Annotated in this window: 15 protein-coding genes and 1 pseudogene; 9 read left to right on the forward strand and 7 right to left on the reverse strand. The window is 41.9% G+C overall.

From position 1 onward, the window contains the following. Window positions 1–109 precede the first annotated feature (109 nt). The 5 genes from EDD57_RS09260 to EDD57_RS09280 form a co-directional block, all read right to left on the reverse strand. A complete protein-coding gene (locus EDD57_RS09260) occupies window positions 110–1,654 on the reverse strand; it encodes a fumarate hydratase (RefSeq protein ID WP_131849178.1) in 1,545 nt (514 codons plus the stop codon). A gap of 162 nt (window positions 1,655–1,816) precedes the next feature. Beyond that, the gene (locus tag EDD57_RS09265; protein ID WP_131849179.1) at window positions 1,817–2,068 is read right to left on the reverse strand and encodes a DNA alkylation repair protein; all 252 of its coding nucleotides are present in this window, start codon (window positions 2,066–2,068) and stop codon (window positions 1,817–1,819) included. A gap of 60 nt (window positions 2,069–2,128) precedes the next feature. Continuing rightward, the gene (locus EDD57_RS09270; protein WP_131849180.1) at window positions 2,129–2,434 is read right to left on the reverse strand and encodes a winged helix-turn-helix transcriptional regulator; all 306 of its coding nucleotides are present in this window, start codon (window positions 2,432–2,434) and stop codon (window positions 2,129–2,131) included. Window positions 2,435–2,594: 160 nt separating this feature from the next. Further along, window positions 2,595–3,305, reverse strand: coding sequence for a hypothetical protein (locus EDD57_RS09275; RefSeq protein WP_131849181.1), 711 nt, complete (start codon window positions 3,303–3,305; stop codon window positions 2,595–2,597). A 97-nt stretch (window positions 3,306–3,402) separates the two neighbouring features. Continuing rightward, on the reverse strand, window positions 3,403–4,971 hold the full coding sequence (locus EDD57_RS09280; RefSeq protein ID WP_165873744.1) for an alkaline phosphatase family protein: 1,569 nt from the start codon (window positions 4,969–4,971) through the stop codon (window positions 3,403–3,405). Window positions 4,972–5,064: 93 nt separating this feature from the next. Here EDD57_RS09280 and EDD57_RS09285 point away from each other — a divergent pair, with 93 nt between their 5' ends. After that, entirely contained in the window at window positions 5,065–6,261 is a 1,197-nt protein-coding gene (locus EDD57_RS09285; protein WP_131849183.1) for a M24 family metallopeptidase, read from the forward strand. Between the two features lie 214 nt (window positions 6,262–6,475). Here the strand turns inward: EDD57_RS09285 and EDD57_RS09290 are convergent, their stop codons facing one another. Then, on the reverse strand, window positions 6,476–7,117 hold the full coding sequence (locus tag EDD57_RS09290; protein ID WP_131849184.1) for a chloramphenicol acetyltransferase: 642 nt from the start codon (window positions 7,115–7,117) through the stop codon (window positions 6,476–6,478). Between the two features lie 216 nt (window positions 7,118–7,333). On the opposite strand from EDD57_RS09290, the gene EDD57_RS09295 reads away from it, so the two are divergent. The 4 genes from EDD57_RS09295 (at window position 7,334) to EDD57_RS09310 (ending at window position 11,105) form a co-directional block, all read left to right on the forward strand. Beyond that, a complete protein-coding gene (locus tag EDD57_RS09295; protein WP_131849185.1) occupies window positions 7,334–8,509 on the forward strand; it encodes a GNAT family N-acetyltransferase in 1,176 nt (391 codons plus the stop codon). A gap of 239 nt (window positions 8,510–8,748) precedes the next feature. Further along, window positions 8,749–8,997, forward strand: a complete 249-nt coding sequence (locus EDD57_RS14800) for a helix-turn-helix domain-containing protein (protein WP_243649503.1) — start codon at window positions 8,749–8,751, stop codon at window positions 8,995–8,997. A 60-nt stretch (window positions 8,998–9,057) separates the two neighbouring features. Beyond that, window positions 9,058–10,119, forward strand: a complete 1,062-nt coding sequence (locus EDD57_RS09305; protein WP_131849186.1) for a monodechloroaminopyrrolnitrin synthase PrnB family protein — start codon at window positions 9,058–9,060, stop codon at window positions 10,117–10,119. A 155-nt stretch (window positions 10,120–10,274) separates the two neighbouring features. Then, the gene (locus tag EDD57_RS09310) at window positions 10,275–11,105 is read left to right on the forward strand and encodes an undecaprenyl-diphosphate phosphatase (protein WP_131849187.1); all 831 of its coding nucleotides are present in this window, start codon (window positions 10,275–10,277) and stop codon (window positions 11,103–11,105) included. A 67-nt stretch (window positions 11,106–11,172) separates the two neighbouring features. Here EDD57_RS09310 and EDD57_RS14415 read toward each other — a convergent pair whose 3' ends face one another. Further along, complete coding sequence (locus EDD57_RS14415; protein ID WP_165873745.1) at window positions 11,173–11,325, reverse strand: hypothetical protein; 153 nt, start codon at window positions 11,323–11,325, stop codon at window positions 11,173–11,175. 158 nt (window positions 11,326–11,483) lie between these two features. On the opposite strand from EDD57_RS14415, the gene EDD57_RS09315 reads away from it, so the two are divergent. From EDD57_RS09315 to EDD57_RS09330, 4 genes and pseudogenes are all read left to right on the forward strand, one after another. Beyond that, the gene (locus tag EDD57_RS09315) at window positions 11,484–11,666 is read left to right on the forward strand and encodes a hypothetical protein (protein WP_165873741.1); all 183 of its coding nucleotides are present in this window, start codon (window positions 11,484–11,486) and stop codon (window positions 11,664–11,666) included. Continuing rightward, window positions 11,663–13,129, forward strand: a complete 1,467-nt coding sequence (locus EDD57_RS09320) for a recombinase family protein (RefSeq protein WP_131849189.1) — start codon at window positions 11,663–11,665, stop codon at window positions 13,127–13,129. Before EDD57_RS09315 ends, EDD57_RS09320 begins: the two co-directional genes overlap by 4 nt. Before the next feature lie 110 nt (window positions 13,130–13,239). Beyond that, window positions 13,240–13,905: a hypothetical protein gene (locus EDD57_RS09325; RefSeq protein WP_131849190.1), complete on the forward strand. Its 666-nt coding sequence runs from the start codon at window positions 13,240–13,242 to the stop codon at window positions 13,903–13,905. A 56-nt stretch (window positions 13,906–13,961) separates the two neighbouring features. After that, window positions 13,962–14,057: pseudogene (locus tag EDD57_RS09330) on the forward strand (helix-turn-helix domain-containing protein); the annotation flags it as partial. Window positions 14,058–14,216: the final 159 nt, after the last annotated feature.

The raw sequence follows: 14,216 nt of genomic DNA on the forward strand, positions 1-14,216 counted from the left end.
AGATTTTGGATGAAATACAAAAAAGTGCTATGGAACTATATTTCCTTTCGAACGCCATGGTGAGGAAAGGGGAGCGTTCTACTTCTCGTGTCTTTTCCACAAACCCTTCTTACTTAAACACAGGATCCTTGAAAAGGGATAATTTTTCCAAGGAAGTTTTATCCACATCCGCATGCAGACTGTTGCCGTGTGAATCCATCGTGACAATCGCGGCAAACCCTTCTACTTGTAAATGCCACATCGCTTCTGGAATACCAAACTCCATAAAGTCTACGCCATCCACTTGTTTTACGCTGTGTGCATAGTATTGGGCAGCTCCGCCAATGGCATTTAGATACACGGCTCCATGTTCTTGCAAACCAGCCAACGTTTTAGGTCCCATGCCGCCTTTTCCAATCACCGCACGAATTCCAAATTTCTTGATGATATCTGCTTGGTACGGTTCTTCACGGATACTGGTTGTCGGGCCGGCTGCCTTTACATGCCAGGTTCCTTGGTCATCTTTTAGCATGACCGGTCCGCAGTGATAGATGACTCCATCGGTAAGGTCAGCTGGTGAATTGTGGTCCATTAGATGTTTATGTAGCGCATCGCGGCCAGTATGAATGAGACCGTTTATGATGACCACATCGCCCACTTTTAGATCGCGGATTTGCTCTTCTGTAATCGGTGTAGTGAGAACGACTTCCCTATTTGTGGTTGGAGAGACTTCTTTTTTCTCTTGATTTCCAGTCGCTTCTTCTGTGCCTTTTGGGGAAGTGTCGCGATAGATCCAATCGATGATTTCTCCTGTTTCTGGGTGGATTAAGGCACCTTGACGGCGGAAGGCCCAGCAGTTATAGGCAACTGAAACAAAGAAGCTAGCTGGGAGACGATTCATGGACCCGATTTTGCAACCGAGGAGGGTCGTATTACCTCCAAAGCCCATCGTCCCAATACCTAATGTATTTGCTTTTTCTACAATATAGGCTTCTAGTTCTGCTAAAGATTCGTTTGGATTTTGATCATCAACAGAGCGGAAAAGTTGATCCTTGGCTAATTCATAGCCAGTCGTGCGATCTCCACCGACACCAACGCCGATAAAACCAGCACTACATCCTTGGCCTTGTGCTTGATAAACTGCATGAAGAATGCATTTTCGGATGCCGTCTAGGTCTCGTCCTGCACGACCGAGTCCTTCTAATTCACAAGGTAAGCTGTATTGGATGTTTTTATTTTCACAGCCGCCTCCTTTTAGAATGAGACGAGCGTCGATTTCATCTTTTTCCCATTGGTGAAAGTGGATAACAGGAGTACCTGTACCTAAGTTATCTCCTGTGTTTTCCCCTGTTAGAGAATCTACTGAGTTAGGACGCAGTTTCCCTTGTTTGGTGGCGATGGAGATTGCTTCATGAATCGCCTGAGTCATCTTGATTTGATTTGCTCCTACGGGTACGTGCAAGATAAAGGTTGGCATGCCTGTATCTTGGCAGATAGGAGAAACATTTTCTTCTGCTGTACGGATGTTATCTGTGATTGTTCCAAGAGCAAGTGCAGAACGGGTGCCTGCATCTTCGCGATTGGTTGCGGATTGGATTGCACGGCGAACGTCCGGTGGTAAATTGGTGGATGTTTCCGTGATTAAGTGTAAGATTGAGTCTTTAAAAGCTTTCATGATATATCCCTCTTTTATTTCCATCATATGTCTGCCTAGTGTTTCACAGTTCTATTATATAGAAAAGTAGTGCTGATTTTTAGGTCAATCTTGATTTTACCAAAACAAAACACCCCTACCGACACAATTTCAACAAGAAAAAGTGTATCGATAGGGGTGTTTTTATGTGGACAATGGGTGGCTTTCTGCGAATCGGAGGAACATTTCTTCCGTTTCGATGAGACCGCATACTCCACATTGAACTCGATATCGATCCCCGTGATATTGGACTTGTATGGGATCAGACTGTGAGATATATTCAATGATCTCACCCGTATGCATATCGAGTCGAACGGATTGAGGAATCTGTTCGATTACGTTAAAACGACTTCGGTTGGTACCACACTTCGGACATAGATAAGGAGCTGATGACATAATTTCCGCCTCCACATAGAGATTGCCCAAAGTTAGGTTTCCCGAAGATCAAGATATTATTCAAAGATGACATTCGGCCCAGTGCTGAATCTCATCGAGAATGGGTTCTATGGAGCGTCCTTTATCGGTAAGTTGATATTCTACACGTACAGGTGTTTCTGGATATACATTCCGAACCAAGATTCCGTTTGATTCCAGTTCTTTTAGCCTCTCTGCAAGCATTCTTTCGCTCATTTGGGGGATTTGCTCACGAATATCGCGGAAACGACATGTTTTTTCCATTAGGACACGGATAATGAGGCCTGTCCATTTTTTAGCGAGGACTTCAATAGCCGCTTCAAATTTAGGACAAATACAACGATTCATAAAAAAGCTCACCTCCCATTTTTTATATTATGGTTTTCAACAATTTTGTTTTACAAATAGAATCATAGAGCCTTGCACTTCTCTTTTATAAGTTAGTTACTTACATGTCAGTATACCAAAATTGGCTAAAAAAGACCAAAAAGAAATATATGGTTTTACACTATGGTTGATGCTCGTTGTACTCTTGTCTCCACCTGTGGAACAGAAGGCGTAAATCGGGTTTGCTCGTGCCTTTATGCTGTTCTTGTAAAAAGATATCAAGATGGTAAGGGGACCAAGGAATACCGAATATCGTCTGTGTAAAGGTATGTGCAGCGATCTCCCGTGTTCTGGAAATGGTTTCCTTCCATACAAAAGGACCCCATCGTTTGACGATCACTTTAGGTACTTGAAGATCCGTTCTAGCTTTGTAGTTTTCTTCTATATAATGGTAAAATTCATGAGCAAGATGTAAAATAATGAGATCTTCTTCATAGATAGGATAATCCATAGCAAGGAAAAAGGAGTGGAGTTGTTCGATAGAAGAACGAAATATTTGGATGGTTTTTGTTTTGGGGATGTATAGGGCTCTGATCCAGCGGTCATGTGCTGGTTCGGAGAGGAAACTAACTTTGATTTTATGTTTGAGTAAGAGATTAATCCAATCAGCATAAGATCGGATGTGTAGATACGGCTGTGCGGCATTTCGTCCACAAGCGATGGATGCTTCGATGTACGATTGTACTTGATCGAGTGGGATGAATGAATAATGAGGGTCTTGTTTTAAGTCAATCCACGCAATACTTTCATTACTTAGTAATGGATAGGTGTTTTCCAGATTAATAGAAGAAAGATGGAAAAAGGTGCGTTGGTGGAGGATTTGATTTTTCATTTGTTTCTCCTTCCAATTTGCAAGGATCTTGTTTCAATGATCCTGTTGAATTGTATGTTTTTTCTTGCTTGTCTTATGCAAATTGGAAGGAGATTGATTAGTTTTCTTTCGTAAGACGAATCATCCATTCTTTTAAATCAACGATTCGGTTATGGCGTGGTTCTTCAGTTGTGCCAGCTACGATCATAGGCACGAGAGAGTCTAGGTGATGAAGGGAGCCGTGGGAGGCCCCTTTATGCGTGGGAGAGCTTCCGTAGACGATTTCACAGCCAGTAGTAGCGGTTACAATGATCGCATTTTCTGAGATATGTAGGGCGCTTACTAATCGATAAAATGGATCGGGATACGCATTATATTGAATGGTGGACTGATCTTCTGATAATGTGATATCAAGAAGAGAAAGATCCCCGCTTATTTGCCAAGCTTGTCCGTATTCATCTAGATAAGGTCCTTCTTCTTCGAACTGGAGCTTTCCTGGGAGAGTGCCGCTTATCACTTGATACGTATTTTCTTCTTTCCAAACGATCAAGTCGAGATCTGGGTTGGACTGCAAGGTTGTGGCGATGTCTCCTTTGGAAAGGGAAGGATCGATGATATGTACATAAGCCATACGTTCATTGACTGCTAGGACGATCTGGTCACTCTCACGCGGTTTATCTAGATTGGGAGGCTTGATTTGGAAATCGGAAAGCGTGGTGTCTATATGAATATAGGCACTTTGGGAACTAGGTAAGGTGTTTGTTTGGCCACTATCTCCAAGGACAATCCAAGTATACCGGGAGATTGCTTCCTCCCATGTAGGAAACATATTTAAGATCGATTGAATTTCTGAGTCTGCCTTTTCAATTCCTTTAATGGTGGCAATCCCGTGTTGATGAACTTGATCGTCATTTCCCGGAAAATAAAGAACGGAATAGATGGGAACCCGTCCGGTTTGGATTAAGGATTGCATCTCCATTGCTGTAAATCGATCATTCATACCGAATCGAGCTATTGCTCCCCCTGGTTCACTTCCAGACGAGATGGGATGCATGGAACCAAATGAAAAGATGGTAGGAGCCATGGTTCGGATTTTCCTCGGAAGAAGCCCAAGTACCCAAGCAAACAAAGGGGAATGAATCTGATGTTCTGTTTTTCCACGATAGACGACGGCATTAATGGAAGCGGTATCATATGGAATATCCTCGTGAATGGTCCGGACATCTTTGCTTAGTAGACGTTGATTAAACATCATCATACTGGCTGTCAAAACCTTTTTTACGCCAAACGCAATCGATTCTTTTGCCCCTGTTCCAAAGTTCCAGAATTGCTTCGTTTTTTCATCATAATAGCAGAGTCCGTAGATTCCGTGTTGGCTCGGCATGGATCCTGTTAGTAACGTGCTGTCAATGACGACAGACATCGTGGGGAAAGATGAGACAATTCGCGGGTAGTAGGTACCGTTTTTGATCAAAAATTGGAGTGCGGGAGCTTTATCTACGTGAATGGTATCCTGCAAGGGTGCGTCCATTAATGAATCGATGATGATCATAATGACAGGCTTTTTTCCTTCAGGAATGGCAGGCTTTGAAATAGTTGATAAAGTTGCTCGTTTTTTCTGTGCTATGCGTATTAAGGTTGATAAAATGAGAATGAGCCCAATGATGATGAAAAGGGTTGTTAGCATTTGTGATACACTCCGCTCTGGTAACATAGTTAGTAGATAGGTTTTGATGAATAGAGGAGAAATATACAAAGATTTATAAAGGAGACTTAGATTATGCATACACTTCCGCTTGTACCGAGGTCAGAGATTGAACAGCGAATTCATCGTTTACAAAGTTATCTTCAGGAGCATCAGATTGATGGTGTGTTGTTAGCGCAAAATGTGGATTTGTATTATTTTACGGGTACGATGCAAAATGCTCTTTGTTATATACCTAGTGCAGGGGAACCTGTTTTGTACGTGAAGAAGAGTGTGGTTCGTGCTGAGTTTGAAGCGCACGTTGAGGTTCAGCCACTAGGAAGGATGAGGGAATTAGGGGCAGTGCTATCAGAGCGGTATGGCTCGATACATAAGATTGGATTGGAATTAGATGTTTTACCTTATGCTACGGCTCATTTTTATCAGAAATTGTTTAGCGAGGCAGAGATGGTGGATGTTTCGTTTGCGCTTCGGCATATTCGTAGCGTGAAATCTGCGTATGAGTTAAGCCAGATTAAAAAGGCAGCACAGATCTTAGATGATACGCTAACGAAGGTGTCTTCTTGGCTACGGGTTGGGATGACGGAGTTGGAGTTAGTGGCGCGGATTGAGTATGAGTTTCGCCTGCAAGGAAACATCAATCTATGGCGTATGCGCGGATTTAATTCGGAGCTAGCTTTGGGGATGGTTGCTTCAGGGGGAACCGCTTCTACACCTACTTATTTCGATGGGCCAGCCGGGGGACTTGGCGTGAGTACCGCGTCGCCACAAGGAGCGAGTTTTCGTGAAATAAAGGCTAATGAGCCGATTTTGATTGATGTGAGCATGATTGTAGAGGGGTATATGGTGGATCAAACCCGAATCGCAGTCATAGGCGAGTTATCGGCGCCGATTCTTGAGGCATATGAGGTGGCACGTGCGATTTTACGGAAAGTAGAAGAGCAAGGTAATCCAGGTGTGGCGTGGCAAGATTTATATGCAACGTCGTTAGAGATGGCTAAAGAGGCTGGATTATCCGACTATTTTATGGGTTATGGTGCAGATCAGGCTAAGTTTTTAGGACATGGAGTAGGGATTGAGTTAGACGAATTGCCTATTTTAGCGAAAGGCTTTAGTCAGCTATTGGAAGAGGGCATGGTTATCGCGATTGAACCGAAATTTACGTTTCCGGAACAAGGTGTAATTGGGATTGAGAATACGTATGTGGTGACTGCGAATGGGTTAGAGTCGTTGTCGGTTACGCCTGAGGAGATTATGAAGATAGAGCTGTAGGTGAAGGGTGGATTCGTCTGGAATATGTGATTGTAGGGGTTTGGATATTGATTAGCTAGATATTGGAGAGAGACCCGGGCTGATGTATCTGCCCACTAAACATCGCAGTGGTCAGATACATTAGCCCCTAGTCTGTCCTATTAGTCGATTAATCAACAATCTTGCTTAAATAATGAGCATGCGAGGAAGAGAAGCTGACATCCCTTATCTGTTTTTAGTAATTAATGCAGGAGTCCATGTTATCTAGGTACTTTTGAAATAGTAAGAAGTATCGTCCGACATGCTCGCCGTCCATGAGAGCGTGGTGGGCCTGGACAGATAGGGGCATTTTGACGAGTCCGTTTTCTTCAAAGTATTTGCCCCAAGCGATTCGTGGGATGCTGTCGACAGGGGATAGGGAAATCGGGTGCATGAAGCTAGTGAACGAGACCCAAGGCATGCTGGTGAAGTATAGTACGTCATCCCGATCGACTCCATCTACTAGACGAACTTGTTTCTTGGCTTCCACTGTCAACTCATGAGCTACTTGAATGAAGATGGCTAGATCTGGATGATGTGGAGCAGTTAAATAGTCGAATACCCCTTCATCTGTCATGATGGTATAAGATGGGTGTGCCACTTCGTGTTCAATAACCTCATCCCCACGAATCCGGTAACGGAACTCCGGCATCTCGTTAGCTACTCGACTAGCTAAATATGTAATGGTTAAAAAGAAAGGGAAACCATTCTCCTTACACCACACACGAAAACGAGTAATGTCCACATTTGCCGTCGTGCAAAAATGTGGCATATCCAGTTTTCGAAAATAATCAAAATGCTTCGCGCGCTTCCAAGTTTCACGATGAATTGTTTTCATGTAGAAAAGTCCTTTCTAGTATTAAATAAAAGTCTTTGTTTATTAAATATTGTTCCTTAAAAATAATATATCTAGTATATAGGATTCGCTCTATTATAAAAAGGGTATAGAGACAGAATGCTATACTAATGATCAATATAAAAAATCATTCATTTCATTTTAATCGATGATTTTTAACAATGAAATGAAACTACATACATATCACAGGAGGTTTCTATGTCAAATAACGTGTTTGAAGTTACCGAAGAACGATATCGAGATGCTTTAAAAGTAGGAGAATACGCCTTTCAATATAAAGTTGCAGACGACGAAATAGGAGAGAGAATGGAAAAGTATCGAAAATATCATTCTATCTATGCCATTCAAGATGAACATACCCAAGAAATCGTTGCAAAAGCACATCTTATCTCCTTTTATATTACATATCACCAGCAAGTAATTGAGATGGGTGGAATTGCAGGGATAGCTACTTATCCGGAATATCGCCGCCAAGGGTACGTGCGGGATATGCTGATTCATAGTCTGAAAGAAATGAGAGAGAAAGGGATGACGGTCTCGGTTCTCCATCCTTTCCAAGTAGATTTCTATCGTCGATACGGATGGGAGCTTCTCTGTAATCTGTTGTCTATTAAGCTGACCAACCATGATCTTAAGCCGCTTGTCCCAGCCAAAGGAACAATTCGACGATTCAGGAAAGAACAGCATCACGCCGAAATAGAACAAGTATATCATCAGTATGCCCTACAGTTTTCAGGGAAGCTTGTCCGGAATACGGATCAATGGCTTAAGGTGTACGATGAGGGTACGATCGCGCTCTATTACGATGAACAGAAGGTACCACAAGGCTACATACTTTACGGTATGGAAAATGGGAAGCTGGTAGTGGAGGAGTTAGTAGTATTAACAGAGGAAGCTAGGAGAGGGCTATGGAACTTCATCTGTCAACATGATTCGATGGTGAAGGAGATCGAGATTCATACCCATTCGAGGGATCCGCTTTTATACGTATTAACAAATCCTTGTGTGCGTACCGAGATCAAACCATATGGTATGGTGCGGATTGTGGATGTGGAGAAGTTTCTTACTTACTGTCCGTTTCGTTGGGATGTCGCGCAAGGAAAAGAAGTAAAACTACAAATTACAGATTCGTTCGCACCGTGGAATGAACGTACATTTGTGATTGGAAATCAGGAAGTACAAGTAAAGGATTCATGTGACGGGGAAGAAGGCTGTGTGCAACTATCCATTAACACGCTGTCGGCGATCCTGTTTGGATATAAACGTCCACATGAGATGTTTGGATTAGGATTGATTCAGGGCCCCGCAGAGGCGGTTGCAGTGCTTGAGAGGTTAGTGCCCGAAACACATAGTTATATGATTGATTATTTCTAATTAGAACAAGCAAACTCTTCGATGAGTTTGTTTTTTTACATTCTCCTTTCACTTCACCCAAGTCTTCTGCATACGATGGCAGTGCATAGATGAAATGGCTTGCATTTGAGGGTAGTCAGAATGACCCGCCTATTTTTTCATCCGTGCTTCACTCAATCGTAAGCTCGTTCATACTATACTTTGACTGAATCCCTGACCCTCGTGTTGTTAGTGCTCGAACAAGGAAGGGTGGCAACCAATTGACTAATCAAAAAGGCAAACCCTTGTTGACGAATCGGGAGAGGGAAGTTTTCGAACTGCTCGTACAAGATAAAACTACCAAAGAAATAGCAGGGCAGCTCTTCATCAGTGAGAAAACCGTACGCAACCACATCTCCAACGTCATGCGTACCCATTGCAGACTACTTACATTCGAGAATAATTTGTATCGCCTGGATATTAAAAACGGGATATCTATTATTGATCTCGATTTCACGCGGTTGCCATAAAATAAGATTCTCTTACATACCATCTAATAATAGTAAAGTATGTAAAGGGAGGTTACCCCAATGAATGTAGCGGATCCATCATGGATGCATGTAGATCCTCTGTTCCCTTTGGGGGAGTTTAGTCATTATGTAGTGGAGAGGTTACCAAAGCATAATATGAATGACGAATTTGAACAGGTAGCGAAGGGGAATCACTTACTTCCAAATATCTATACCATTCACAAAATTGCTTTTTACACCTCATTTGAGGTTCGGATTCGAAGTATGGGGGATTTAGGCATATATTTAGTTAGCTGTTTACGTGCTGGGATTCCGATGGAAAAACTAAGCCCTATCTATGGTGCACTCTGTGTATTATCGCCCACAACAGGAGTGGTACCAAGGGATACCTACTGTTCGTATGCGACCCATAATTCAGAGGAAGCCATGCGGACCTTCACGGGCCATGAGAGTGAAATCGGATTTATTCGCCAACATCAACGTTCGGATGAAGCACTCATGCCAGCTGTCGATCATCTGCTACAGCTACAAACAACGAACGATGGAATGAATTGCGGTGAGAGTTTAACGATTATTCGGGATTGCATTAAGAAACTAATTGATGAGAATAAAAATGTGCATCAAGCTGTTGATCCTGTTTTTTTTATCAAGTATTTTCGAGAATACTTTTTCCCCATTGAGATAAATGGGAAGATGTTAAATGCTCCGAGTGGGGTTCATTTGGCGAACATCATTATTTTAGACATTGGGATTGGGAGTGCAGATGCCCGCTATCTAGACACGACGGATGAATTAATGGATTATCTAGAGCCTATCGAAAGACTTAAAATCAACCAAACCAAAGCACTCCCATCCTTAAAAGAAAAATTTATACAAGAGTATGAAGAGACAAAAGGTGCTAATCGAAAAGAATTAGACCTTCTAATGGAAATATATAAGTACATGAGAATTTACCGATATGTACATCAGGGGCTTGTAACAAGATACATTCGTAAGCAAGATACCAATGTGAAATTCGGAACAGGTGGTTTCCCTTTTGATGAGTTTCTAGAAGAGCGGATTCAAATTGTGAAACGGGCAGAAGAGGATGTTCGGAAAGCATTTGCACAGGTTGGGGAGTAATCGATTTGTTTTCCACACTTTCTAATTTGGAGTAGAGACACCGATCTTTCATAATTTTTAGGTGACATAGCATGAAATATGTATCAATATAGTCTTATTGGTTGTCTTACATATAGAGTATATGATTCTATCATTTCTTGATTAGAAAGGTGAGCTTGAATTTGTGGAATATTTTTGTAGCGTTTGTACTAGGGATCGTAGAAGGATTAACGGAGTTTGCACCTGTATCATCTACAGGACACATGATTCTCGTTGATGGAATGTTTCTTCACTCAGATAAGTTGTTTTCTAAAGAAGTGGCTAACACATTTAAAGTGGTGATTCAGCTTGGCTCTATTTTAGCGGTTGTCATCGTATTTAAAGAGCGATTTATGAACTTGCTCGGTTTAAAGAAAGATCATTCCGAAGGTGCAGAGCAAGGGCATAAGCTTAATCTAAAACACGTGATTGTTGGGATGATGCCAGCGGCAGTGCTAGGCTTGCTGTTTAATGGTTACATTGATGAGCATTTATTTTCGCCGGAAACCGCTGTGATTGGGTTAGCGGCAGGCGGGCTTCTTATGATCTTCGCAGACTGGTTCCGTCCAAGCCGAGCAAAAGTGAAAACAGTGGATCAAATTACATACAAGCATGCGATTGGGATTGGATTATTTCAGTGTATTGCGCTATGGCCTGGTTTCTCTCGCTCAGGATCGACGATGTCAGGTGGAGTACTAATGGGGCTTGGACACCGTGCCGCAGCAGACTTCACGTTTATTATGGCGGTTCCTGTGATGTTTGGTGCAAGTGCACTTTCGCTCGTTAAGCATTGGAGTTCCTTTACCATGGATTCTCTTCCGTTTTTCGTGGTTGGATTTATTAGTGCATTTATTTTCGCCTTAGTCTCCATTCGCTTTTTCTTACAGTTGATTAACAAGATTAAACTGGTGCCGTTTGGAATCTACCGAATCGTATTGGCGGCGATTATTTACTTCTTCTTTTTATAGGTAATGCGAAAAACCAAGCTTGAACAAACACTCAAGCTTGGTTTTTTATTATGCACTCATACTCTTATTATGATTTTCTGCCTTTGAAAAGGGCTGAAGTGATAAAACCAACACCTATTCCGATAAGAACTCCCGCACCTGTATTCCCCAGTGCCATTCCGACACCTAAACCTAATAGTGTAAAGCCGGGTAAAAGCATTCCATAAGCTGTTTTTTCCATCTTTACAACTCCTATAATCATGATCGAATCGACTCTATTTGTTTACAATTTATCATACGGAAAGAGTACCGTCATCTGATAAATGTAATCATAGTTTACGAAAAATAGGCTTGTATCCCTGTCCTTTCTGCATAACTTGAAATACAGGGGTGATGAATTTGAAGAAGTCCAGACCGAAATTAGGTAATGAAACATATGGAACCAAAAACATTCTTCAAGCATTTCAAGAAGCCTTCTCTCCAGCCTTTTCTCCAGATAAATTGGATCAACGGGTGAGCTCCCGATCTAACTTCTGTGATGAGGGAGTATCCCGTCCAGAAGAAGGTGACAAGAGAGAGTGAGTAAGAAGATTGCTGTGTATATTCGTGTGTCCACCGATAAAGATGAGCAAATTTCATCGGTGGAAAACCAGATTGATATCTGTCGCAACTGGCTGGAAAGGCAAGGATTTGAATGGGATGAGGATTGTATTTATAAAGATCATGGGATTAGTGGAACTCTTTTCTTGGAACGTCCTGCGATCCAGCAAATCTTAGAACAAGCCAAGAAGAAAGAGATTGATATGGTGATCTTTAAATCGATTAGCCGATTGGCAAGGGATCTGAAGGATTCCCTTGAGATTCGGGAGGTATTTATCGCGCATAATGTCAGGATCATCTCGGTTGAAGAAGGGTATGACTCACACAAAGCTGGTAAAAATGATATGGCATTTGAATTATGGTCTCTCTTTTCGGCTCAATATAGTAGAACGTTATCAGCAGGAGTATCCGCCGCTTTGGCAGCAAAAGTTCGCAGAGGCGAGCATATTGGGCGAATTCCGTACGGATTTACTCGGATAGACGGGAGATTACAGATTCTAGAGGAAGAGGCAAAAGTCGTCCGGATGATATTTCGTTGGTATAACCAAGGATGGGGATTTAAGAGAATTACGAAGGAGCTAAACTGTCTAGGGATTCCATCGAAACAGAGTAATCAATGGCAGATGACGTCTATACAGAGATTGATCGGGAATCCCATCTATTACGGAGACTTTATTTTAAATCAGTATACAACGGTTAAAATGGGTGGGCGTAAAAAACAGATTCGAAATACCCCCGAGCAATGGATATGGTTTCGCGATCATCATCCAGCTATTATTACGAGGGAGGCATGGGAGACGGCAAATCCCAATCACTCAAATAAGGAGAAGAAGAAGTTTACGCCGTGGAATGATCTACGTAGTATTTTGAAGTGCGGGTTGTGTGGCTCCAGTATGGTGATTCTACAATCACATAAGGTTCTCAGCACAGGAGAAAAGCATTATTATCGATACTTAAAATGTTCGAGGTATAGAAGAGTCGGCTGGGCGGGTTGTGTTAATCATAAGCCCATCACATACGAAGAAATGAAGAAATTTATAAAGGACCAATTGATCGAAAAGGGACGATTGCTTGAGCTATCTTTCGTACACTATCCATCCAAGGATTATGAAAAAAGGCGAGGGGAAGTTGAAAAATCACTCAGATCGGTACGGACCAAAAGCCAGCAATTACTGGACTTATATTTGGATCAATTCATCACGAAAGATGAGTTTGAAGAGAAGCGGACCGAGTTGGATCGAAACGCTCACTATTTACAAAAACAAGTAAGCTTATTTCAACAGAAAAGCCAGCAAATCAAGGAAATTAAAACAATCCAGCAAGCATTCTACATTATGGAGCAGCAGGGTCAGAGCTTACTACATGTATTTAAGGCATTAGTGGACGTAGTAATTCTTCATCCAAACTTAGAGATTGATATGGTGTATAGATTTAAAAGCTCTTAACAACAAATTTACACAACATTTAAAACATATTTTCACCACAAAAGAAGGATATTCTGAATTTTTATAGAATCTTAACTAGTGTAAATTTATATATGGAGAGTGAATATGATATGTTGAAAAAGCTTTCAGTTACGTTTGCATTTGCGTTGGCAGTATCTTCTCTGGGTAGCATGGTATTAGCTGCTGATCCGATTGGTACAGAACTTGGTATGAATGAAAAAGAGCATACGGAACAGGTTTTCATAAGAGGTGGGGAGTATGATTTGAAAGTGAAAAATGACTCCTTCCGCTCGGATGTTGAATATTTCATTGAAAGTAATGGTGTGAAGGTTGCAGAAGGAAAAATCCAAAGAGGAAGTTCCACTACCGTTTCTAAGACATTCAAGGATCGTGGACGTTATACATTAGGTCTTCGTTGTGTAGAGGATCGTGGCTGTAAGGGTGCTATGACATTAACTCCGACCGAGCAATGGGATAGATGGATTGAGATTGGGCAAGGTCAAAAAGAACATACGGAAAATGTTTTCCTCAGAAAAGATAACTATACTGTGAAAGTGGACAGTGATGGATTCGGATTCAGAAACAAGCTGAAGTATTTCATTGCAGATAAAGATGGTAAGAAAATCGAGGAAGGCGAAGTGGGCAGAGATACGAAAGTGATCACAAGAGAGCTAAATGGTAACTATCAATTTGGTCTTAGCTGTGAGTCGGAGAGAGGTTGTAGAGGTCATATGACCATCAAAGGTGAGCATGATGGTTGGGGACCAAATCAGTAAGAGTGGATGTGCCCATCAGTTCGATCAATCCAGTTTCTGTGAGCAACAGTTTGCAAAGGTTATGCATTAGTAACGTCATGCAAAAGCTCAATGTAAAAGGTCGCTCTCAGGCTGTCGTTGATCTAGTGAGATTGGGTGAGTTAGAGATCTGATTCTCCTTAGGAGAATCAGATCAAGCTTGGCCAAACCCCCTATACACATAGTAGGGGGTTTTAACGTGCGCCCGGCATGGGCGTAGTCTATAGGGTGAAAGTCCCGAATGGTGAAGGTAGCAGTAGCCATTAGCTTAAGGCAAGGGTGTCCACCGTGAG

Origin of the sequence: Baia soyae, from assembly GCF_004341445.1 — a bacterium.
Taxonomy (GTDB): Bacteria; Bacillota; Bacilli; order Thermoactinomycetales; family Thermoactinomycetaceae; genus Baia; species Baia soyae.